This window comes from Halomonas sp. hl-4, from assembly GCF_900215475.1.
Lineage (GTDB): Bacteria > Pseudomonadota > Gammaproteobacteria > Pseudomonadales > Halomonadaceae > Vreelandella.
In genome coordinates this window covers 916404-936834 of record NZ_LT907845.1, presented here as the reverse complement: position 1 = coordinate 936834, position 20431 = coordinate 916404, and the positions used below count along the sequence as shown (strand labels likewise).

The 20431-nt window shown below is 54.8% G+C and carries 23 protein-coding genes; 20 read left to right on the top strand and 3 right to left on the bottom strand.

Going from position 1 to position 20431, the window contains the following annotated elements; translation table 11 throughout:
* Positions 1 to 46: 46 nt before the first annotated feature.
* Positions 47 to 1711: an electron transfer flavoprotein-ubiquinone oxidoreductase gene (locus tag CPH17_RS04615; RefSeq protein WP_074396680.1), complete on the bottom strand. Its 1665-nt coding sequence runs from the start codon at positions 1709 to 1711 to the stop codon at positions 47 to 49.
* A 430-nt stretch (positions 1712 to 2141) separates the two neighbouring features.
* On the opposite strand from CPH17_RS04615, the gene CPH17_RS04610 reads away from it, so the two are divergent.
* The 19 genes from CPH17_RS04610 to CPH17_RS04520 all read left to right on the top strand — a co-directional run bounded on the left by CPH17_RS04610 (position 2142) and on the right by CPH17_RS04520 (position 17881).
* Positions 2142 to 2891 carry an electron transfer flavoprotein subunit beta/FixA family protein gene (locus CPH17_RS04610; RefSeq protein WP_074396679.1) on the top strand — a complete coding sequence of 250 codons (750 nt, stop codon included), beginning with the start codon at positions 2142 to 2144 and terminating at the stop codon, positions 2889 to 2891.
* 42 nt (positions 2892 to 2933) lie between these two features.
* Positions 2934 to 3860 (top strand): electron transfer flavoprotein subunit alpha/FixB family protein, encoded by a 927-nt coding sequence (locus CPH17_RS04605; protein ID WP_074396678.1) that lies wholly within the window; start codon positions 2934 to 2936, stop codon positions 3858 to 3860.
* Positions 3861 to 4075: 215 nt separating this feature from the next.
* The gene (locus tag CPH17_RS04600; protein ID WP_074396677.1) at positions 4076 to 4687 is read left to right on the top strand and encodes a superoxide dismutase; all 612 of its coding nucleotides are present in this window, start codon (positions 4076 to 4078) and stop codon (positions 4685 to 4687) included.
* A gap of 265 nt (positions 4688 to 4952) precedes the next feature.
* On the top strand, positions 4953 to 5174 hold the full coding sequence (nrdH, locus tag CPH17_RS04595) for a glutaredoxin-like protein NrdH (RefSeq protein ID WP_074396676.1): 222 nt from the start codon (positions 4953 to 4955) through the stop codon (positions 5172 to 5174).
* A 7-nt stretch (positions 5175 to 5181) separates the two neighbouring features.
* Positions 5182 to 5616 carry a class Ib ribonucleoside-diphosphate reductase assembly flavoprotein NrdI gene (gene nrdI, locus CPH17_RS04590; RefSeq protein ID WP_082934248.1) on the top strand — a complete coding sequence of 145 codons (435 nt, stop codon included), beginning with the start codon at positions 5182 to 5184 and terminating at the stop codon, positions 5614 to 5616.
* Entirely contained in the window at positions 5598 to 7778 is a 2181-nt protein-coding gene (nrdE, locus tag CPH17_RS04585) for a class 1b ribonucleoside-diphosphate reductase subunit alpha (protein ID WP_441316759.1), read from the top strand. Before nrdI ends, nrdE begins: the two co-directional genes overlap by 19 nt.
* Before the next feature lie 30 nt (positions 7779 to 7808).
* Positions 7809 to 8780 (top strand): class 1b ribonucleoside-diphosphate reductase subunit beta, encoded by a 972-nt coding sequence (gene nrdF / locus CPH17_RS04580; RefSeq protein ID WP_074396674.1) that lies wholly within the window; start codon positions 7809 to 7811, stop codon positions 8778 to 8780.
* 158 nt (positions 8781 to 8938) lie between these two features.
* Positions 8939 to 9163: an HNH endonuclease gene (locus CPH17_RS20470; RefSeq protein ID WP_074396673.1), complete on the top strand. Its 225-nt coding sequence runs from the start codon at positions 8939 to 8941 to the stop codon at positions 9161 to 9163.
* Positions 9163 to 9549 (top strand): hypothetical protein, encoded by a 387-nt coding sequence (locus tag CPH17_RS04570; protein WP_074396672.1) that lies wholly within the window; start codon positions 9163 to 9165, stop codon positions 9547 to 9549. The genes CPH17_RS20470 and CPH17_RS04570 overlap by 1 nt, the downstream gene beginning before the upstream one ends.
* 767 nt (positions 9550 to 10316) lie before the next feature.
* The gene (locus CPH17_RS04565; protein ID WP_074396671.1) at positions 10317 to 10814 is read left to right on the top strand and encodes a hypothetical protein; all 498 of its coding nucleotides are present in this window, start codon (positions 10317 to 10319) and stop codon (positions 10812 to 10814) included.
* Positions 10815 to 10830: 16 nt separating this feature from the next.
* Positions 10831 to 11313, top strand: a complete 483-nt coding sequence (locus CPH17_RS19870; protein ID WP_156524113.1) for a hypothetical protein — start codon at positions 10831 to 10833, stop codon at positions 11311 to 11313.
* A gap of 124 nt (positions 11314 to 11437) precedes the next feature.
* Positions 11438 to 12049, top strand: coding sequence for a hypothetical protein (locus tag CPH17_RS04555; protein ID WP_156524112.1), 612 nt, complete (start codon positions 11438 to 11440; stop codon positions 12047 to 12049).
* A 235-nt stretch (positions 12050 to 12284) separates the two neighbouring features.
* Positions 12285 to 12683, top strand: a complete 399-nt coding sequence (locus tag CPH17_RS04550) for an NUDIX hydrolase (protein ID WP_074396669.1) — start codon at positions 12285 to 12287, stop codon at positions 12681 to 12683.
* Positions 12684 to 12925: 242 nt separating this feature from the next.
* Positions 12926 to 13705 (top strand): DUF3450 domain-containing protein, encoded by a 780-nt coding sequence (locus tag CPH17_RS04545; RefSeq protein WP_074396668.1) that lies wholly within the window; start codon positions 12926 to 12928, stop codon positions 13703 to 13705.
* Between the two features lie 2 nt (positions 13706 to 13707).
* Entirely contained in the window at positions 13708 to 15069 is a 1362-nt protein-coding gene (locus CPH17_RS04540) for a MotA/TolQ/ExbB proton channel family protein (RefSeq protein WP_231896445.1), read from the top strand.
* Position 15070: 1 nt separating this feature from the next.
* Positions 15071 to 15613 (top strand): MotA/TolQ/ExbB proton channel family protein, encoded by a 543-nt coding sequence (locus CPH17_RS04535; RefSeq protein ID WP_074396667.1) that lies wholly within the window; start codon positions 15071 to 15073, stop codon positions 15611 to 15613.
* Positions 15606 to 16013 carry an ExbD/TolR family protein gene (locus CPH17_RS04530; protein WP_074396666.1) on the top strand — a complete coding sequence of 136 codons (408 nt, stop codon included), beginning with the start codon at positions 15606 to 15608 and terminating at the stop codon, positions 16011 to 16013. The genes CPH17_RS04535 and CPH17_RS04530 overlap by 8 nt, the downstream gene beginning before the upstream one ends.
* Positions 16010 to 16756 (top strand): energy transducer TonB, encoded by a 747-nt coding sequence (locus CPH17_RS04525; protein WP_074396665.1) that lies wholly within the window; start codon positions 16010 to 16012, stop codon positions 16754 to 16756. The genes CPH17_RS04530 and CPH17_RS04525 overlap by 4 nt, the downstream gene beginning before the upstream one ends.
* 15 nt (positions 16757 to 16771) lie before the next feature.
* Positions 16772 to 17881, top strand: a complete 1110-nt coding sequence (locus CPH17_RS04520; protein WP_331710452.1) for a tetratricopeptide repeat protein — start codon at positions 16772 to 16774, stop codon at positions 17879 to 17881.
* Positions 17882 to 17929: 48 nt separating this feature from the next.
* Here the strand turns inward: CPH17_RS04520 and xthA are convergent, their stop codons facing one another.
* Together xthA and CPH17_RS04510 are read right to left on the bottom strand one after the other, a co-directional pair.
* A complete protein-coding gene (xthA, locus tag CPH17_RS04515; protein WP_074396663.1) occupies positions 17930 to 18763 on the bottom strand; it encodes an exodeoxyribonuclease III in 834 nt (277 codons plus the stop codon).
* Complete coding sequence (locus CPH17_RS04510; RefSeq protein WP_074396662.1) at positions 18763 to 19011, bottom strand: hypothetical protein; 249 nt, start codon at positions 19009 to 19011, stop codon at positions 18763 to 18765. Before CPH17_RS04510 ends, xthA begins: the two co-directional genes overlap by 1 nt.
* Positions 19012 to 19156: 145 nt before the next feature.
* Here CPH17_RS04510 and rhlB point away from each other — a divergent pair, with 145 nt between their 5' ends.
* A complete protein-coding gene (gene rhlB, locus CPH17_RS04505) occupies positions 19157 to 20431 on the top strand; it encodes an ATP-dependent RNA helicase RhlB (protein WP_074396661.1) in 1275 nt (424 codons plus the stop codon).

Genomic DNA, 20431 nt, shown 5'->3' with positions numbered 1-20431 from the left:
TGACGCGGGGGTATCGGACTGCGGACAGATCTGCCTGACTCGGGCGCTACATGTTCGGGTAGTTGGGCCCGCCGCCGCCTTCCGGGGCTACCCAGGTGATGTTCTGGGCGGGGTCCTTGATGTCGCAGGTCTTGCAGTGGACGCAATTCTGGAAGTTGATCTGAAAGCGCGGCTCACCCTTTTCGTCTTCGACCACTTCATACACCCCCGCCGGACAATAGCGCTGAGCGGGCTCTGCGTATTTGGGCAGGTTGTGGCGAATCGGCAGGTCGGGATCATCCAGGCGCAAGTGGCACGGCTGATCTTCCTCGTGGTTAGTGTTGGATAAGAACACGGACGAAGGCTTATCGAACGATAACTTACCATCGGGTTTGGGGTAGTCGATCTTGTCAAATTCGGCGGCGGGCTTGAGTGCCCCGTGGTCGGTGGTTGTATCGTGCACATTAGGCAATTTGCCACCCAGCAGCTGATTGGCAAAATTGTAAGCGCCACCGCCGACCGTACCGTATTTATGTATCGCCGGACCGAAGCTCGCGTTTTCTTTCAGCTCTTGATACGCCCAGCTGGCCTCCCATTTATCGCTGAAGCTCGTCAGTTCCTGGGCGCCTTCGTCGCCGCCTTGAAGGGCTTCAAACACGCTTTCTGCCGCCACCATGCCCGACTTCATGGCGGTGTGTAGGCCCTTGATCTTGGCAAAGTTGAGCGTGCCAGCATCGCAACCGATAAGCAGGCCGCCCGGGAACGTCATTTTAGGCAAGCAATTGAAGCCGCCTTTGGTAAGCGCCCGCGCACCGTAGGCGACGCGTTTGCCGCCTTCCAGGTATTGGCTGAGCACCGGGTGATGTTTCATGCGCTGGAATTCGTCGAACGGCGAGAGCCACGGGTTTTGATAGCTGAGGTCCATGATCAGCCCGACCACTACCTGCTGATTTTCAGCGTGGTACAGGAACCAGCCACCGTGGGTATGCTTGTCCAGCGGCCAACCGGAGCCGTGCACAACAACGCCGGGTTCGTGCTTGTCGGCTGGCACATCCCAAAGCTCTTTTAAGCCGATACCGTAGTGTTGCGGGTCGCGACCGGCGTCTAGCGAGAAATCCTCAATCAAGCGCTTGCCAATGTGGCCACGGGCGCCTTCGGCAAACAGGGTATATTTGGCACGCAGTTCCATACCGGGCATATGGCCATCTTTGGGCGTGCCGTCTGCGGCAACGCCCATGTCGCCAATCAGGATGCCGCGTACCGCATTGTCTTCAACAATGGCTTCCTGGGCGGCAAAGCCCGGGAATATCTCGACCCCCAGGGCTTCTGCCTGCTCCGCCAGCCAACGACATAAATTACCTGCGCTAATCACGTAGCGGGTAAGGTCGCCGCCCGTGTTATGCATACTCTTGGGCACCAGCGCGTTGGGCAGTTTCTGCGCTTTGTCAGCGTCTTTTAGCAGATAAACATCATCACGGATGGCCGGGGTGTTGAGCGGTGCGCCGCGTTCTTGCCAGTCAGGAAACAGCTCGTTAAGGGCGCGGGGTTCAAATACCGCGCCGGATAAAATGTGCGCGCCGACTTCCGAGCCTTTTTCAACCACGCAGACGGTCAATTCTTGTTCCGCGTCATTGGCCTGTTGCATTAGACGACAGGCCGCCGCTAGCCCTGATGGGCCCGCTCCGACGATGACCACGTCAAAGTCCATCACATCGCGTTCAACGTTATCCACCTGGTTGTCTCCTTATTCTCATAAGTGCCATCGTTTACAATAACTAGCTATTGGAACTAGCTTATAAAAACACGGCCTTAATTTTAAACGGTCGTTTGCTTCTGGTTATCCCTCATGATAGGCATAATACCTGTGTCAGGTCACGCCTACGATGCTAAATGGCGATTTCGCGTTTAGCGATTGTGAAAGGTGACCCCTATCTCGGTTCGACGGGTTCGACCAAGGCCGTAAGCAATCCCTGTTGTTGCAGGCAGGTAGGCTGTGGCAAATTAAAAAGGTTTTTCATTTGCACGCCTATCAAACGCTTGAATGAATTTTATGCTGGCAGCCATCCTAGGTGCCGCAACGTGATACCAAACCTTCTCAAGGTGCCTGCCTAGTGGGTGCCATCCAGGGTTAACGGCTCTACCACAAGCCAAGCGAGGAACCTATGAAAGTACTTGTCGCGGTGAAACGCGTCATCGACTACAACGTCAAAATTCGTGTCAAAGCGGATCATTCTGACGTCGATCTTACCAACGTCAAAATGGCCATGAACCCCTTCTGCGAAATTGCCGTGGAAGAAGCCGTGCGCCTGAAAGAGAAGGGCGTGGCGACAGAAGTGGTCGCAGTGACGGTTGGCCCCAAGGCTGCCCAGGAACAGCTGCGTACCGCACTGGCTTTGGGCGCGGATCGCGCTATTCATATTGAAACCGACGAGCGTGCAGAGTCGCTGGCGGTTGCCAAGCTGCTGGCCAAAGTGGTCGATGAAGAACAGCCGGGGATGGTCATTCTGGGTAAGCAGGCTATCGACACTGACAATAACCAAACCGGCCAGATGCTCGCCGCGTTGACCAACCTGCCTCAGGGTACCTTTGCTTCCGAAGTCGCGGTAGACGGCGATAAGGTGCACGTGACGCGGGAAATCGACGGTGGCCTGCAAACCGTCGCGCTGACGCTGCCTGCCATTATCACCACCGACCTGCGTCTCAACGAGCCACGCTACGCCAAGCTGCCGGATATCATGAAGGCCAAGAAGAAGCCGATGGATGTCAAAACCCCTGCCGATTACGGCATTGAGGTCGCCTCCAAGGTCAGTCTGCTCAAAGTGGAATCGCCAGCAGAGCGTAAAGGCGGCGTCAAAGTCGCTTCGGTAGACGAGTTGATCGACAAACTGAAAAACGAAGCCAAAGTTCTTTGAGCCCATTGTTTGCATAAAAGAGCTTTGAAAGGAGTAGATTCCATGAGCATTCTGGTACTTGCCGATCTTCATGAAGGTCAGTTGGCGGGCGCTACGGCCCACGTGGTCGCCGCTGCAAAAGCGATCGGTGGCGACATTGACGTCTTGGTTGCGGGCGAAGGCGTTCAAGCCGCCGCCGAGGCTGCCGCCAAGCTCGACGGCGTCAACAAAGTGCGCGTCGCGGACAACGCCGTTTATGCCTACCAGCTCGCCGAGCCGCTAGGCGCGCTATTGTTTGAGTTGGCGGGTGATTACACGCACATACTGGCTAGCGCCTCCACCACGGGTAAAAACGTGCTACCGCGTCTAGCGGCGCTGAAAGACGTCAGCCAACTTTCCGATGTGCTCGCCGTGGATAGCGCCGATACCTTCAAGCGGCCCATCTACGCCGGTAACGCCATCGCCACGGTGAAAAGTGACGACGCGCTAAAAGTCATCACCGTTCGCACTACCGGCTTTGACGCGGTGGGCGAGGGCGGCAGCGCTGCGATTGAGGTGATTGACGTGGTGGTTGAGAACGCCCAATCCAGCTTCGTCAAAGAAGAGCTGGCCCAGTCGGACCGCCCGGAGCTTGGCGGCGCCAAGGTGGTGATTTCTGGCGGCCGCGGTATGGGCAACGGCGAGAACTTCAAGCTGCTTGATGGTATTGCCGACAAGCTGGGAGCGGCCATTGGCGCGTCTCGCGCAGCGGTAGACGCAGGCTTTGTGCCCAACGACATGCAGGTAGGGCAAACCGGCAAGATCGTCGCGCCGGAGCTGTATATTGCGGTGGGTATTTCGGGCGCGATCCAGCACTTGGCGGGCATGAAGGACTCTAAGGTGATTGTCGCCATCAACAAAGACGACGAAGCGCCTATCTTCCAGGTGGCCGACTACGGCCTGGTGGGCGATTTGTTTGAGATTCTGCCTGAGCTTGAAAGCAAACTATAAATTGCTGAAATGATAGAACTTAACAGCCGGCTTCTGGAGAAGTCGGCTTTTTTGTGTGGGCTAGATTAGGTAAACTGCTAGTAGTTGACTAAAATGCTGGGGCAAAAACGAAATCAGCCCCCTCGGTGGTTGAAAAAGCTAAGAGGTGACCATACCTAGTTATTAAAGCCGAGAATTGCTGAACGCAACGAAAGCCACTCAAGGAGATGATCAATATGGCACATACACTTCCTGAATTACCCTACGCGTACGATGCGCTTGAACCGCACATTGATGCGATGACCATGGAGATCCACCACTCGCGTCACCACAATACCTACGTCACCAACCTGAATGCTGCGCTTGAAGGCACTGGGCTTGAAGACGTTCCGGTAGAAGAGCTTGTGGCTAACCTGAATCGCGTTCCGGAAGACAAGCGTCAGCCCGTTATCAATAACGGTGGCGGTCATGCCAACCACTCTATGTTTTGGCAAATGATGTCGCCTAACGGCGGCGGCCAACCACAAGGTGGCGTCGCTAAAGCTATTGACGCTGAGCTTGGCGGTTTTGAAGCCTTCCAGGAAGCTTTCAAGAAAGCAGCCCTTGGCCGTTTTGGTAGTGGTTGGGCTTGGCTCTCAGTTACCCCTGAGAAAAAACTGGTCGTTGAAAATACGCTTAACCAAGACAGCCCGCTTATGCACGGCAACACACCAGTGTTAGGCCTGGATGTTTGGGAGCATGCGTACTATCTCAAGTACCAAAATAAGCGTCCTGATTACGTGTCCGCTTTCTTTAACGTGGTGAACTGGGAAGACGTTGAACGTCGCTATCAAGCGGCCATCGCCTAACGTCCTGGCACGCCAAGTATGACGCCGATTCAAGGCGTTTGTTATAAAAAACCGCCCACTTTTAAGTGGGCGGTTTTTTTGTTGTTTGTCCCCAGCACTGAATAGAGTTGGGTGTTAGCTGTCAATATCCTGTGGATGAAAAATACCACATATGCTTGAATTGATTTTCTACTGGTCTATATATAGTATGAGTTGTATCTTCTAGGGAGGGTGGGCACAAGATATGCCCTACCCGAAAAATGCCGCTATGAAAAGGGAAATGACCATGGAAATTCAGATTTATAGCAAGCCCGCCTGCGTTCAATGCACCGCTACCTACCGCGCGCTGGACAAGCAGGGCCTTGAATACACCGTGATTGATATCACGGCTGAATCCAGTGCCCAACAAGAAGTCGAAGCGCTTGGATATCGTCAGCTTCCCGTAGTCGTTGCCGGTGAAGACCATTGGTCGGGTTTTCGTCCAGACCGCATTCAAGCGTTGGCATAAGTCACCCATGCTGGCAAATGGATGTACTTCCTCCATGGTCGGCAATCTGGTGTATTTCTCTACCAAGTCAGGCAACACCCACCGTTTTATTGAAAAATTAGGCTTGGCCGCCCAACGGTTACCGCTCAATCGCGAAGAGGCGATACCGCAAGTTGATCAACCCTACATATTGGTGACCCCCACCTATGGAGGCGGTCAGGCAAAAGGGGCGGTTCCAGGTCCAGTGATCCGATTTCTAAATGACGAGCACAATCGCCATTTGATACGCGGGGTGATTGCGGCGGGTAACACCAATTTTGGCGATGCGTACGGTTTGGCGGGCCGCATTATTGCGAAAAAATGCCACGTACCGTTGCTTTATCGATTCGAACTGTTTGGCACTGATGACGATGTCGCCAAGGTCCGCAAAGGAGTAGAAGAGTTTTGGAAACGACAACCTTAGCCACGAACAATTCGGCTGAAACAAAACGGCCTGCAGCGGCAACCGACGGTCGCACAATGGATTACCATGCGCTGAACGCGATGTTGAACCTTTACGGTGCCAACGGTGAATTACAGCTGGATAAAGACCGCGAAGCCGCGCGTCAGTATTTTTTGCAGCACGTTAACCAGAACACGGTGTTTTTCCACTCGCTCGAAGAGAAGCTTGATTACCTGGTTGAAGAGCAGTACTACGAAGCGGGGACGCTTGCGCAGTATGACTTTTCCTTCGTAAAAGCGCTGTTCGAGCAGGCCTATGCCTATAAGTTTCGTTTCCCCAGTTTCCTGGGCGCCTTCAAGTATTACACCAGCTATACGCTGAAGACCTTTGACGGCAAGCGCTACCTGGAGCGCTATGAAGATCGCGTTTGCATGGTCGCGCTGGCGTTGGCGCGGGGTGATGAAACCCTGGCCAAGTCGTTGGTGGATGAAATCATCAGCGGCCGTTTCCAGCCGGCGACCCCCACTTTTTTGAACTGCGGTAAGCAGCAGCGCGGCGAGCTGGTGTCCTGCTTTTTGCTGCGTATCGAAGACAATATGGAGTCGATTGGCCGCTCCATCAATTCGGCGCTTCAGCTGTCCAAGCGTGGCGGTGGCGTTGCCTTCCTGCTCAGCAACATTCGCGAGTCGGGCGCCCCGATCAAGCGCATCGAGAACCAGTCGTCGGGCATTATCCCGATCATGAAGCTGCTCGAGGATGCATTTTCCTACGCCAACCAGCTTGGCGCGCGCCAGGGGGCCGGTGCCGTTTACCTGAATGCCCACCATCCCGATATTTTGCGCTTCCTGGATACCAAGCGCGAAAACGCCGACGAAAAAATCCGTATCAAGACGCTCTCGCTCGGGGTGACGATCCCGGACATCACCTTCGAGCTGGCCAAGCGCAACGAGGACATGTACCTGTTCTCGCCCTATGACGTCGAGCGGGTGTACGGCGTGCCGTTTGGCGATATCAGCGTGACCGAGAAGTACCATGAGATGGTGGCGGATGCGCGCATTCGCAAGCAGAAGATCAACGCGCGCGCCTTCTTCCAGACCCTGGCCGAGCTGCAGTTCGAGTCCGGTTATCCGTACATCATGTTCGAAGACACGGTGAACCGCGCCAACCCCATCGCCGGGCGTATCAACATGAGCAACCTGTGCTCCGAGATTCTCCAGGTGAACACGCCGACGGATTACGACGAAGACCTCGGCTATCGCCAGGTCGGCCAGGATATTTCCTGCAATCTGGGGTCCATGAACATTGCCAAGGTGATGGACTCGGGCGATATCGGCACCAGCGTCGAGGTGGCCATTCGCGGTCTGACGGCCGTGTCGGAAATGAGCAACCTGAGCAGCGTGCCCTCCATCGCCGAGGGTAATGCCAAGTCTCGGGCGATTGGCCTTGGCCAGATGAACCTGCATGGTTTCCTGGCCCGCGAGCATATCTATTACGGCTCCGATGAAGGCCTCGATTTTACCAATCTATATTTCTATTGCGTGGCCTTCCACGCGCTGCGGGCGTCAAACCGCTTGGCGATTGAACACGGGGATACCTTTGCGGGCTTTGCCGACTCTACCTACGCGTCCGGTGAGTTCTTCAATCAGTACACCGATCAGGCCTGGGAGCCGCGGACCGAAAAAGTCCGTCAGCTGTTTGAGCGTAGCGGGATTGCCTTGCCTACTCAGCAGGACTGGCAGGCGCTCAAGGAAAGCGTCATGGCACACGGATTGTATAACCGTAACCTTCAGGCTGTGCCGCCGACGGGCTCTATTTCCTATATCAACCATTCAACGTCGAGCATTCACCCGGTCGCGGCCAAGATCGAGATTCGCAAGGAAGGCAAGCTGGGGCGGGTTTACTATCCAGCACCGTTCCTCAATGAAGCCAATTTTGATTACTTTCAGGACGCCTACGAAATCGGCCCTGAAAAAATCATCGACACCTACGCCGAAGCCTCCAAGCACGTCGACCAGGGGCTTTCGCTGACGCTGTTCTTCCCGGATACCGCGACGACGCGTGATATCAACAAGGCGCAGATTTACGCCTGGCGGAAGGGCATCAAGACCCTCTATTACATCCGCCTGCGCCAGAGCGCGCTGGAAGGCACCGAGGTGGAAGGCTGCGTTTCCTGCACGCTGTAAGCGTATAACGACTTCGAAGAGAGTGATGATATGACCAGCATGCAACGTTTATCGCGGGTGGACGCGATTAACTGGAACCGCCTTCAGGACGATAAAGATCTTGAAGTGTGGAACCGCCTGACCAGCAACTTCTGGCTGCCGGAAAAAGTCCCGCTGTCCAATGATATCCAGTCGTGGAATACGCTGACGGCCAAAGAAAAGCAGCTGACCATTCGCGTGTTTACCGGGTTGACGCTGCTGGATACCATCCAGAGCAGTGTCGGCGCGCCGGTACTTATGGAAGATGCACGCACCCCCCATGAAGAAGCGGTCTACACCAATATTGCCTTTATGGAATCGGTCCACGCGCGCTCCTACAGCTCGATCTTTTCGACGCTGTGCACTACCCGCGATGTGGACGACGCCTTTCGCTGGAGCGAAGAAAATCCCATGCTGCAGGCGAAATCGGAGCTGATTCTCGGCCGCTATCGCTCAGACGACCCGCTAATGCGCAAGGTCGCCAGCGTCTTCCTGGAGTCGTTCCTGTTTTACTCCGGCTTCTACCTACCGATGTACTGGTCCAGCCACGCCAAATTGACCAACACGGCCGACCTGATCCGCCTGATCATCCGCGACGAAGCGGTGCACGGCTATTATATCGGCTACAAGTTCCAGCAGGACTTGGCTGAGGCAACACCGGCGCGTCAGCAGGAAGTCAAAGACTACGCTTACGAGCTGCTGCTGGAGCTTTACGATAACGAAGTCCGCTATACCGAGTCGCTGTACGACGAAGTAGGGCTGACCGAAGACGTCAAGAAGTTCCTTCACTACAATGCCAACAAGGCGCTGATGAATCTCGGTTTTGAGCCGCTTTTCCCCAGCAGCGAAACGGATGTCGACCCCACGATCATGGCGGCGCTATCTCCCAACGCCGACGAAAACCATGACTTCTTCTCAGGCTCGGGGTCTTCCTATGTAATCGGCAAGGCTGTGGCCACTGAGGATGATGATTGGGCTTTCTAGACAATCATTGAGCATAAAACCTAATAAAAAACGGGAGCCCTAGCGGCTCCCGTTTTTTTGTAGCTGGCTATAAGAGAATAACCTCTTTTTGACAGTCATTCAGCCTCGGTACTCGACTCCCTGGCGCTGATTTTCAGGCAGCCAGTTATCAGGCGCAAATGAGGATAGCGACAAGAGACCTTATAGCGCAGATTCAGAATAACCCTCAATTGAGGTCATTATTTACTGATCAGCAGCTACAGGCAATTCAATCTGGGAACGCCAAAATTCCAGATTATACTTGGTACCACCATCAAGACAGAGGGTGTATGCAACTCGTTAGGGAAAGAGTTCATAGAGAAACAGGTCACATAGGCGGTGAAGCTTTGTCAGGAGGTAAATAATGACACGTAACTTTCGACTTGAGAAAAATGACAGCGATGATATTGGTTTCGCGAAAGCAAGCTTGGTTTCAGGTGTCTTAAAGTTCAGCGAATTTAAGCAATGGCTTTATTATGTCATCGAGCATCAAGATCAAGTTCCTGCATATTTTTGGGATATCTTAGATATCGAGAATAAGTTTGACTTCAAACCCTTTTCAGTAATGGGGTTCAATCCTTCTTGGGAGCATACAGAGTCCGAAAGTGATGCTCTAGATGGAATTGGGTACAGACGATGGAATGATTTTTTAAGCGATGCGGTGCCACGTGAAGTGGCGCTGCAAGAACTCGATAGGAACCCACACGTTGAGAAACGTTTTAGAGAAACGTTCCCGTTCATTGATTGGTAACTTTGGATTCGGCGGTCCAAGGGCTAAATGTAGCGCTTGGCTTAATTTTTAATAATTGGTTGCTATAACTGAAGTTCTGGGGCTTGGCACAATAATTCGTCATAGCCAAATGGCGTGATGTCCCTTTGATTCGGTGGCGACATCGGACTCTTGATCGCCTAGGAGCACGAGTGCTCCCGACGTCGGCAGGTCAAAATTGCTAACAGGCCTAAAGCTTGAGATCAATCGGCCGATAGCTATATCAATTAGGCGCTTACGACGGTTTCTAGATGCTGACAGCCTTGTGGCAATCATTGCTCACACGATATACCCATGAGGCTTAAGCGATATAGAAAGTGGTGCAATGGACGCAGTGCAACAGGGAATTACCGGTTGCTCTTCACAGTCAGTCGGCCAAGAGGCAGCCGGAAGAGTCTGCAGGTTGCTCCGCCATTTCTTGCGCCCTTTGGTGTTGGTCGGGACTGGTATGCTGCACTCGGTCGAAGGGCACTGCGCCATCAGCATGAGCGTGAACTCGCAGGCTTATTTTCGCTTGTCGTTTTCCGTGGTGGAACTTGACTGGCTGTCCGAAAAGGAATCGTTGTGTTCATCATCCAGATAGGGTCTGGCAGTTAAATGTGCCGGCTAACTGATGATTGGCCCTGGTCTACTGTTGGAGATAGAGGGGAGTGCGTTAGAAGTTTAGCGGAAGCAGCTAGCGACTAGGAAGTGTAGATAGCTGAGTATAAATACGTTGGTTCTTTTGTTAAGAGAAGGGGAGAAGCAGGATGCTTAAGAAAGTGGGGGGCATGCTAATGTTGTTCAGTGGTATTGCGGGGTGCGTGTCTGCACCCTATGAGGGTGTGCCTGAGAATACACCGCCAGATCAGTTTGCTCGAATCATGGTTCCTTCTACGACATATAAAGAGCGTCTCCAGGATCCGGGAGGGCCGGTAATCGCGTGTGTTGATGGAGAGTTTATTGAAAGCAGCTTAGGTCTGACCTCGACAACAAAAGAAGCCAAAGTTTCAACAGGTGTTCGCTACATAGGAATATTATATCAAAGATATGTATATAATGTTGGGACGTATCGAGCATACACGCCTGTGTGGGTGGATGCTAAAGGGGGCGATATTTACCTGATACGACATGATACTCAAGGCAGTAGAGTGAGGATATGGCTTGAAGATCAGGAAACTGGGGAAGAGGTTGGAGGGGTTCCTGGATCAGAGACTGTACAGGGAGAGCCAGGCAAGCGTTGTATTGCAGGTGAATCGGTAGGATAAGTCAGGGGAATATATAATGAAAAGGGCTGTACTTTTTATGACGCTTCTTTTTCTTCAAGGCTGTACGTCTATAGGTGTTTACAAGTCTTACGAAGGGGAGCTTTCTACAGCTGAGCGTGCATATCTTAGGGGAAATGTTAATAGTGCTTCGGAGTCATGTGAGGTCGGTGAGCCTATTGTGCTTTTTTCTGCCATTGACGGAAGGCCAACTCCGCGCTTTATGACTTCTTATACTAATGGGTGCCAATATCCATCTGAGGCTTTCTTGAGGCCTGGAAAAAGAAATGTCCAAGCTCTTTATAGTTATGGAAGCTCGCCTAGATATTTGTATTCATGCTTTGTCGCCGAGGCAGGAAAAGAATATAAGACAGAGGTTGTCGTGCGTGGATATAGTGCCCACCTGCTTGTCCTGGAAGTTAGATCTCAAGAAGGTCAGGAAAGCTACACACCGGCCCAGTGGTGTCATCCAATTAGTAATAATGCCACAACAGAAAGTTAAATTTTCGAAGCTGTATAAAGTCATATTGCGAAAATTAGAAAAGGGGTGTCAGGTGTAGAAAGGGATCACAATATTCATCTTAGGCTTCATGTTGGTCGGCTGTGCTAGCACCAAAACAGTCCCCATGGATACCGCTAAGGTAGAGCAGACGTCACCAGCCTCGATCACAATATCCAGTCGTGAAAAACCTAGCTTTGCTGCCATGACAGCAGGGAAAGCCATGGTGGGCGGGCTGGTGGGTGTTGCAGCAATGATGATATCAGGCAATAACATCGTTGAAGAGAACGAGATCGAGGATCCAGCTGGCCATATAAGCAGTGGCTTGGCGGCGTCACTTGCTGAGCGGCTTGGTATAGAGCAAGTTGAGGAAAACGGAGTTGTGACCAAGGAATCTGGGGTGGCAGGCTTGTCAAGAGACTATGCGTCTAGCGACTTGCTGGTAGATGTTGAAACCCTGGGCTGGGGTTTTTCCTACTATCCTTTCGCCATGAGAACCTACCATGTGCCATATTCCGCAAAGCTTAAGGTGATTGATACGCGATCGATGCAGGCAGTGGCTGAAGCCCATTGTCACAGGCAGCCGGATAAGACCGATGACTCACCGAGCCATGCTGAGCTATTAGCAAACGGTGCCGAGCGACTCAAGCGGGAGCTCAGGGCCGTTGCGGACTCATGCATGCGGGAGTTCGAGAACAAGATATATCCGCGAAATAAGCAGATGCTAAGCGAAGCCTAGCCTGTTCGGTTGCCGGTGCTTTGCACCGGCAACCACTTTGATGCCAAAAAAGCGGCGACTGAAGTCGCCGCCTTCTTTAGAAACTCCACCGGCTCCGCCATCCAAAGCACGATGTTAGCCGCCCCGGAGCTAGCCTGCAGCCGACTAATCCTTAACTGGCGCTTGCAAACTCTGTCTCGCTTGGTGGAAACAGTACGAGTAGCATTGGATATTATCAGTGCACCAAGGAGAAAGTATGCCAACCAACCCAGCTAACGTATTGGAAATAGCGGCTGCCGTGGTGAGCGACCCGGATGGTCGCTTGTTGTTGGTGCGTAAGCACAATACGTCTATTTATATGCAACCAGGTGGCAAGATTGATGCGGGTGAGACCGCGCTTGAGGCACTATCCCGTGAGCTGAAAGAAGAGCTGGGCCTGCATATTAATCAGGATCAACTGATCCCCATGGGCGTACACACCGCTCCAGCAGCCAATGAGCCGGGTGTGATGCTGGAAGCGCATTTGTTCAGTTTGGTGATTGACGAGCCGGTCGAGGCCGCTGCTGAAATTGCCGAAGCCAGGTGGGTGACCCGTGAAGAGGCTTGGCAACTTCCGCTAGCCCCTCTGACGAAAGCGTACGTCGTGGTCCATTAGCAAAACACGTTTGACATTATGGTGTTAGCCCATCACTAACATTGATGATATCGGGAGCCCTAGCGGCTCCCGTTTTGTTTGGTAGCAAGCTAAATTTATTTAAACGCTAATGATAAATATTGTCATTTATTTTGTGGATGGTAGGCTATGCGCAGTCGATATGAAACGCAAATCGTTCTTATATTTGAAGTGTCCTATATAAAGGCAGTGTGACTGCCGGTGAACAGTGACGGAGAGTCGATGTGCTGAACAAGCCTTTCTTTGCCATAGGTGGGTGCTGGCTAGCGTGCATGCTCGTCAGCAGCACGCTAGCGGCAAGTGACGAGACGCTCGATCAAGCGGGCGAAAGTGTCGATGCCCAGCGCATTCAAGCCGAACTTCAGCAGCAGATAGATGACTCGGACGACGAAACGCGGGCAGCTTTGGAAGAGCTGCGCGAGCGTGAGCGCGAAACAAGGCAGCTTGAGTCGCAGAATGCGTCGCTAACGGGTCAATTGGCTGAGGAAGCCGAACGTCAGGTCCGGTTAGCGTCCGCGCTTGATACCCTTGCCGATACGCGCGCCGCGCTGCCGGATATCGAACAAAACATGCAAACGCAGCTAACTCAATGGATCGAACGCGACCTGCCGTTTCTTAAAGAACAGCGGCTTGCACGCGTTGAAACGCTGAAAAATGACGAAGGCGCTGAGCCTGCCGAGCGAATCGAAGGCATGCTCGATATCTGGCGCACAGAGTTGGATTACGGCCGTGAAATGGATACCTGGCGGGGGCGCTTGCAGCTTGACGATGACCAGCAGCTGGAAGTGGACTTCTTGCGCATTGGGCGCATCGGTTTTTACTACCTGACCCCCGATGGCCGTCAGGGCGGTGTATGGAATGCCCAGGACGATGAGTGGCAGCCACTCAGTTCGCGGCAGGTTCAGCAGGTGCGCAACGGGCTTCGTATGGCGGAAGATCAACGCGCGCCGGACCTATTAACGTTGCCGCTATCCATCACCGTCTCAGCCGATCAGGGAGAGTAGCCATGATACGCGACATGAAAAAAAGCTATCGTGGCGTAGCGGTAGCACTTCTGATGGGGCTGATGAGCATTAGCCCGCTGGCGAGCGCTCAGTCGCAAGACGCCACGTCGTTGCGTGAAGCCCGCGAAGCCGCTGAGGTCCGCGACCAGCAACGCTTGATTAACTTGCTTGACGACCAAGCCTCGCTGGAAGACGCGCTCGACCAAGCACGGACACGTCAGCAAGCCGCGCAGGAGCGCAACGAAGCGTTACAGGCTCAGGAGACAGCGCAGTCAGTGGAGGCGGAGCGCCTCTCCGCGCGTCAATCTGAGCAAGGTGAGGCGTTGAGCAACCTGCTGGCCGCGCTCAATGAACATAGCAGCGAGGTGCGCAACGCTTTGGGCGATGACAGTTGGCTGACCCTGAATGAAGAAGCGTTGCCGCCACGACTCAGCGATGTCGATGTTCTGGAGCGTGAGGTTCTTGAAGATGTCGTCGATAGCCTGGCGAAGCTCACGCAAAATACCGGCAGTGCTGAGCGGTTGGAGCGCCCGGTGGCCGATGCCAATGGCGAAGTTTCAACCCAGACCATCGTGCGGCTGGGTGACTTTGCTGCGTTCACAGAGTCTGATCTGCTGCGTCAGGACGATGAAGGGCATTTGGCCGTATTGCCCCGCACCCCGGCAGAAGTAGCCGATTATTTGGCGGATTATCATCAGGGTGAGACACGCGTGTTCGCGATGGACCCAACCCAAGACAGCGTTATCGATGCCTTGGCGCAGCGTCCCACCCTTATGGAGCGTTTTCATCAAGGCGGGTACGTGGGCTATGTCGTGGTCGCGTTGGGTGGCATAGGGTTGCTGGTTGCCATGCTGCAATACCTGTACCTGCTGGTTACCAGCCAGCGGGTGAATCGTCAGCTTAAACATCCCGACCAGCTGCAGGCGAACAACCCCCTTGGTCGCGTCCTGTTGCGCTTTGAAGAGATGGACAAACACCAGACGCCGGAAGCGCTGGAAGCCAGGCTGGATGAGGCGGTGCTGGCCGAGCTACCCCGTCTCGAGCGTGGCCAACCGATTGTCAAACTGCTCGCCGCCATTGCGCCGTTGCTAGGACTGCTGGGGACGGTGACCGGTATGATCGTCACCTTCCAGGCGATCACGGTGTTTGGCACTGGCGACCCGCAATTTATGGCCGGCGGGATTAGCCAGGCACTGGTAACCACTGTGCTCGGCCTGATTACCGCGGTGCCGCTGCTGTTTGCGCAAACCGCACTGTCTAGCCGTAGCCGCTATCTCACTCACGTCATTGAAGGGCAGGCAAGCGCAACGCTGGCGGACCATTTGGAAGCCCATCAGCCTGCCCATGCCTCACCGGTGACCTGATATGTTCACAGTTCCCCTTTGGCTTGAGCCTGTTGAGCGGCTGATGAATGCGGGCGGCGTCGTGCTGGTGGTGCTGGCCGTGGTAGCGCTGCTGGTATTTGGCATGGCCATTGAGCGCTTCTGGTTCTATCGCATCACCTGGCGGCGAGCGCGGCGCCAGCTCATTAAACGCTGGGCCAAGCGAGATGATCACCAAAGCTGGAGCGCCCGCACATTGCGTAACGTTTGGACGGAAGATCTTGTGGTCCGCCTGCGTCGCCCGCTGCCCTGGTTAAAGCTATTGGTCGCGCTATGTCCACTGTTCGGCCTTCTGGGTACCGTCACGGGCATGATCGGCGTCTTCGATAGCCTTTCGTTAAGTGATACGCACCAGGCGCGGGCAATGGCTGATGGCGTGGCGAGAGCAACGCTGCCCACCCTGACCGGCATGGCAATCGCCGTGGTGGGCCTACTGTTTATTAGCCGCCTGGAACATATTATTCGACGCGAAGATCAGCGGTTGCACGACCGGATGGCGCGGGCACTGGAGGAAAATGATGCGTAGACGACGTTCGATGGAAAGCGCCGCAGAAAATAACGAGGTGAACCTCACGCCCATGCTCGACGTGGTGTTCATCATGCTGATTTTCTTTATTGTCACCACCAGCTTTATTAAAGAAAGCGGCATTGAAATAAACCGTCCGGAGTCGAGTGACGCGAGCCCCAGGCCTGATGCCCAGGTATTGGTCGCGGTTTCACCCGAAGGTGCGGTCTGGGTGGATGGTCGCGCCATCGACGCCCACCGGGTGGGTGAAGAGGTGGCGGGCATGATCAGCGATGATGGTTCGGTGGTTATTCAGGCTGATCGTGAGTCAACCACTGGGCTGCTGATTGAGGTCATGGACCGTCTACAGGAGGCAGGCGTAGACCAAGTCGCGGTGGCGGCCAACCGGAGCGGCCAATGATGCGCCAAGCGGTATCATTGATCGTCGGTGGGGTGTTGGCCATTGGTCTGTTTTGGCTGCTGGCGTTACTGGTTGCACCACCGGAGGATCCAGTCGAGCCCCCCGAAGAAACCGTCTCCATGGATATGGTCGAAGCACCGGAAGAAGCGCCGCAGGAAGAAACACCGCCGCCGGAGACCAACCAGGCAGCAACGCCGGCCCCCTCGGCTCCCATGCCGACGCCCGAGCCGCCGCCGGTGGCTGATAGTGCGATCGAGATGCCGGAAGTTGACCTGCCCGAGACACCCGAAGAGCCGGTGGAAATGGACAGTGAACTGCCGGAAATGACCGAAGCAGAGCCGGAGCCCGAACCTGAGCCGGAACCGGAACCGGAACCAGAGCCGACAGAGACAGCGGAGGCAGAAAGTGAGGCGGAGCCCTCTGATGCCGAGCGGGAAGCAGCGCCAGAAGCTGAGCCGACTGAGTCCGATGAGCCGGTGAATGTTGGCGAAGCCGCCCCGACCAACCGGGTCAATCCGACATATCCTGCGCGTGCCCAGCGTCGCGGCATGGAAGGCTATGTTGAGGTGTCGTTTACCATTCGTCGTGACGGCAGCGTTGAGGGTTCTTCGATCCGCGTTACCGACGCCCAACCACGCCGCGTATTTGATGATGCGGCCCGTGAAGCGATTGGGGAATGGCAATTCGAGCCTAGTGATCGGCTGCGCAACGCCACCCAGCGTATCGAGTTTCAACTGCGCTAACGACTTTATTGAGGTATGACCATGCGTTTATGGTGGTGCATCTGTTTACTAGGTCTATGGACGTCGCTAGCGCATGCTAGTCCTGCGCTGCCCAGCGATGTCATTGACGACCTGAACCGTTTGCAAACGCAGCTACGCGAGCAGCAATACGCTAGCGTGGTGAGTCAAGCCACTCAGCAGGCAGAGCGCTTGCGGGCTGGCAACGATGCTGATCGATGGGCGAGTGCGCTTTATCAGCAGTTGGCAGCTAACGCGCTGGCGCGCCAAGACGAGCCGAGTGCTGCGGCTGACCGGCTGGCACAAGCACGTGAACTGAGCGGTGAAGAGCAAGCTCAGGCCGCTCGCTGGCTGCGAGAAGAAGCGTCGTTACGCCGCGCGGCGGGCCAGGCGGATCGGGCGACCGAGTTGCTTTCCAGCGCCTTGCAGTCCCAGGCCGGCCAGGATGCAAGTAGCCAACGGCAAGAGCGTTGGAAGCTGACCCGTTGGTTAGCTAATGATCAGCGCTGGCAAGAGGCGGCTGAATGGCTTGAGCGTAGCCTTAGTCAGACCTCTGAACCCGATGAAGCCCAGCGCAGATTGGCGTTGGCGATCTATCAACGCACCCAGCAAACCGATCAAGCGCTCGACTTTTTGTTACGCGGGCTCAACGAACAGAGTGATATTGATAGCTGGCGTCAGGCCGCTGCTCTTGCGCAGCAGTCTGGCCAACCGGGTGTCGCCGCGGCGTTGTGGGATACCGCTTGGCAGTTGGATAAGCTAGATGAAGACGATGACCGGTGGCAACTGATACGCCTGCACATGGCGGGCGGTACGCCGGCGAGAGCGGCGGAATATCTTGAGCACTGGCTTGCAGAAGGTGAAGTAGTGCGGGATGAAGCTACCCTTCGCTTGTTGGCGAACGCCTGGCATCAGGCAAGGGATAAGACCCAAGCGCTGGATGCCTGGCAGGCATTAGCGACGTTGAGTGAGGATGGCGGCGACTGGCGGCAATATGGTCAACTAGCCTTTGCCTGGGGGCAGGATGAGCGCGCCGAGAAGGCGCTGTCGCGGGCTCATACATTGGGCGATGAGCAAGCCGCTGAATGGCTGGCGACGCTTGAGCAGTCGCCTCACCATTCACCTTAGCCTGGTCGCGATAACATGGCCGCCTTACCTGGAGGTTATGCGCGCTGGCTAATCGGAAGACGCCAGCGTGAGTGAAAAGTCGCTCCAAGTGGGTGCGTGATCAGACGGGCGTTGCATACCGCGCAGCGCATAGTCGATCCCGGCGGCAGTGACGCAGTCGGCCAGCGGCTGGGTCACCAGAATATAGTCGATGCGTAGTCCGCGTTTGGGCTCGCGGTCAAAGCCTTTGGAGCGATAATCAAACCAGCTAAACCACTCGGCGTCCGCTGGATAACAAAGCCGGTAGCTATCATGCAATCCCCAGGCTTTAATGCCTTCAAGCCACTTCCGCTCGATGGGCTGGAAGCTGGTTTTACCCTCGCGCAGCCAGCGCTTGCGATTGGCTTCACCGATGCCAATATCCTGGTCTTCCGGCGAGATGTTGAAGTCGCCCATTACGGCAACCCGCTCATCAGGGTGGTGCTGCTCGCTAAGCAGGCGCGCCAACTGCTGGTAAAAGCGCGTTTTGTGGGGGAACTTAGTGGGATGGGTAACATTTTCCCCTTGGGGGAAATAGCCGTTCCAAACGGTGACGGGATCGCCGTCCTCGGTCAATAGCTTGACGCCAATCATGCGACGCTGAGCGTCTTCCTCATCGTCTGGGAAACCGTAAAATACCGCTTGGGGCTTTTGGCGGCAAAGCATCGCGACGCCATAGTGTCCTTTCTGCCCGTAGTAGAAAACGTGGTAACCCATGGCCTCTACATCGGCGAGTGGAAACTCACTATCTTGTACTTTGGTCTCTTGAAGCCCGATAATATCGGGCTTTTGTGTATCAATAAGAGCCTGTAGCTGATGAAGCCGCGCTCGAATGCCATTAATGTTGAATGAAACAAGGCGCATCAGGAGCGGTCTCCCGGCGGGTTGTCCGTATCTTTGTCTGGGTGAATGGCAATATCCTGGCCACTCTGCTGGCGAGCCAGCTTACGCACCGCCTGCAATTTGCGTTGCTGCTGTTTTTTAGCCACAAAGCGACGTGATGACGTCACTTGATCGGGGTTATCATGGCGCCACTTTTTAAAGTCTTTACGCCGACCAGTACGGATGGTGACTTTATCCGCCAGCGAACGGGTCTTTTTTTTACGCGTCATATCGCGCTCCTTGGTTCGGTAATAGGCCTATTCTAGCAGCCTAGCGACCTCCTTCGACAGCAGGGCGCGCTCTTATTGCCAAGCCCTGGTACAATGCGCACGTCAAGATGCCTAACATCCACAGCAATGGACAGATACATAGCCTATGAGCGAGTCGGAACAGACCACAGCATCGGCCCAGAACCGTAAGCCAAAACGTCGTCGTCGGAAACCGCGTCGTCGCCAGTCGAACTGGGATCTTCGTCAGTTTCAGGTGCCTGCCGTGGCTGGCAAGTGGCGCTTTCATGACTTTGATCTGCCGCTGCCGTTAATGCGCGCGATTCATGCCCAAGGGTTTGAATACTGCACGCCTATTCAGGCAGAGGCGCTGCGCCACACGTTGTTGGGCGGTGATATCGTCGGCAAGGCACAAACCGGTACGGGCAAAACCGCTGCGTTTTTGATCTCAGCGCTGGCCTATTTCCTGGAAGAGCCAACCCCGGACGGCCAGAAGCCAGGGGCGCCGCGGGCGCTGATTATTGCCCCTACCCGCGAGTTGGCACTGCAGATCGAGAAAGATGCCAAGGCCCTTGCCCGCTTTACCAAGCTCAACGTGGCAAGCGTTGTGGGCGGGATGGACTATCAAAAGCAGCGCGATAGTCTAGGCAAAAAAATCGATCTTCTAGTCGCGACCCCAGGGCGGCTACTCGATTTTCACCAGAAGCGTGATATCGACCTTTCCGAAGTGGAAGTGCTGGTGCTGGATGAAGCCGATCGTATGCTGTCGATGGGCTTTATTCCCGACGTGAAGCGGATCATCCGCTACACGCCCAAGAAAGAAGAGCGTCAGACGTTTCTTTTCTCGGCGACGTTCACCGAGGATATTCTCAACCTGGCCAGTCAGTGGACGATGGACCCGGCCCACGTTGAGATCGAAGTGACCGTGGAGAACCAGGCCGATATCGACCAACGGGTTTATATGGTCTCTGACGATGACAAGCAGCGTCTGCTGGTCAAGCTGTTGGAGCAGGAAAGCTTCGAGCGTGTGATGGTGTTTGGCAATCGCCGCGATCTGGTGCGCAAACTTGACGACCTGCTTAAAAAGGCCGGCGTGAGTGCCGCCATGCTGTCTGGTGATGTGCCGCAGAACCAACGCATCAAAACCCTTGAGAGCTTCCGTGAAGGCGATATTCAAGTGCTTGTCGCCACCGATGTAGCGGGCCGCGGCATTCATATTGAAGACGTCAGCCACGTCATCAATTACACGCTGCCTGAAGATCCGGAAGACTATGTCCACCGTATTGGGCGTACTGGCCGGGCTGGTGCAAAAGGCGTTTCAATTAGCTTTGTGGGTGAAGAAGATGCTTTCTCCCTGCCGGAGATTGAGCGCTATATCAACGACAAGCTGCCCTGCGAGCACCCGCCGGAAGGTATGCTCTAA

Excerpts from the sequence above, each read along its gene's own strand:
- CPH17_RS04610 (WP_074396679.1), top strand. The coding sequence starts at position 2,142 with ATGAAAGTACTTGTCGCGGTGAAACGCGTCATCGACTACAACGTCAAA.
- CPH17_RS04605 (WP_074396678.1), top strand. The coding sequence starts at position 2,934 with ATGAGCATTCTGGTACTTGCCGATCTTCATGAAGGTCAGTTGGCGGGC.
- CPH17_RS04600 (WP_074396677.1), top strand. The coding sequence starts at position 4,076 with ATGGCACATACACTTCCTGAATTACCCTACGCGTACGATGCGCTTGAA.
- nrdH (WP_074396676.1), top strand. The coding sequence starts at position 4,953 with ATGGAAATTCAGATTTATAGCAAGCCCGCCTGCGTTCAATGCACCGCT.
- nrdI (WP_082934248.1), top strand. The coding sequence starts at position 5,182 with ATGCTGGCAAATGGATGTACTTCCTCCATGGTCGGCAATCTGGTGTAT.
- nrdF (WP_074396674.1), top strand. The coding sequence starts at position 7,809 with ATGACCAGCATGCAACGTTTATCGCGGGTGGACGCGATTAACTGGAAC.
- CPH17_RS20470 (WP_074396673.1), top strand. The coding sequence starts at position 8,939 with ATGAGGATAGCGACAAGAGACCTTATAGCGCAGATTCAGAATAACCCT.
- CPH17_RS04570 (WP_074396672.1), top strand. The coding sequence starts at position 9,163 with ATGACACGTAACTTTCGACTTGAGAAAAATGACAGCGATGATATTGGT.
- CPH17_RS04565 (WP_074396671.1), top strand. The coding sequence starts at position 10,317 with ATGCTTAAGAAAGTGGGGGGCATGCTAATGTTGTTCAGTGGTATTGCG.
- CPH17_RS19870 (WP_156524113.1), top strand. The coding sequence starts at position 10,831 with ATGAAAAGGGCTGTACTTTTTATGACGCTTCTTTTTCTTCAAGGCTGT.
- CPH17_RS04555 (WP_156524112.1), top strand. The coding sequence starts at position 11,438 with ATGGATACCGCTAAGGTAGAGCAGACGTCACCAGCCTCGATCACAATA.
- CPH17_RS04550 (WP_074396669.1), top strand. The coding sequence starts at position 12,285 with ATGCCAACCAACCCAGCTAACGTATTGGAAATAGCGGCTGCCGTGGTG.
- CPH17_RS04540 (WP_231896445.1), top strand. The coding sequence starts at position 13,708 with ATGATACGCGACATGAAAAAAAGCTATCGTGGCGTAGCGGTAGCACTT.
- CPH17_RS04535 (WP_074396667.1), top strand. The coding sequence starts at position 15,071 with ATGTTCACAGTTCCCCTTTGGCTTGAGCCTGTTGAGCGGCTGATGAAT.
- CPH17_RS04530 (WP_074396666.1), top strand. The coding sequence starts at position 15,606 with ATGCGTAGACGACGTTCGATGGAAAGCGCCGCAGAAAATAACGAGGTG.
- CPH17_RS04525 (WP_074396665.1), top strand. The coding sequence starts at position 16,010 with ATGATGCGCCAAGCGGTATCATTGATCGTCGGTGGGGTGTTGGCCATT.
- CPH17_RS04520 (WP_331710452.1), top strand. The coding sequence starts at position 16,772 with ATGACCATGCGTTTATGGTGGTGCATCTGTTTACTAGGTCTATGGACG.
- xthA (WP_074396663.1), bottom strand. The coding sequence starts at position 18,763 with ATGCGCCTTGTTTCATTCAACATTAATGGCATTCGAGCGCGGCTTCAT.
- CPH17_RS04510 (WP_074396662.1), bottom strand. The coding sequence starts at position 19,011 with ATGACGCGTAAAAAAAAGACCCGTTCGCTGGCGGATAAAGTCACCATC.
- rhlB (WP_074396661.1), top strand. The coding sequence starts at position 19,157 with ATGAGCGAGTCGGAACAGACCACAGCATCGGCCCAGAACCGTAAGCCA.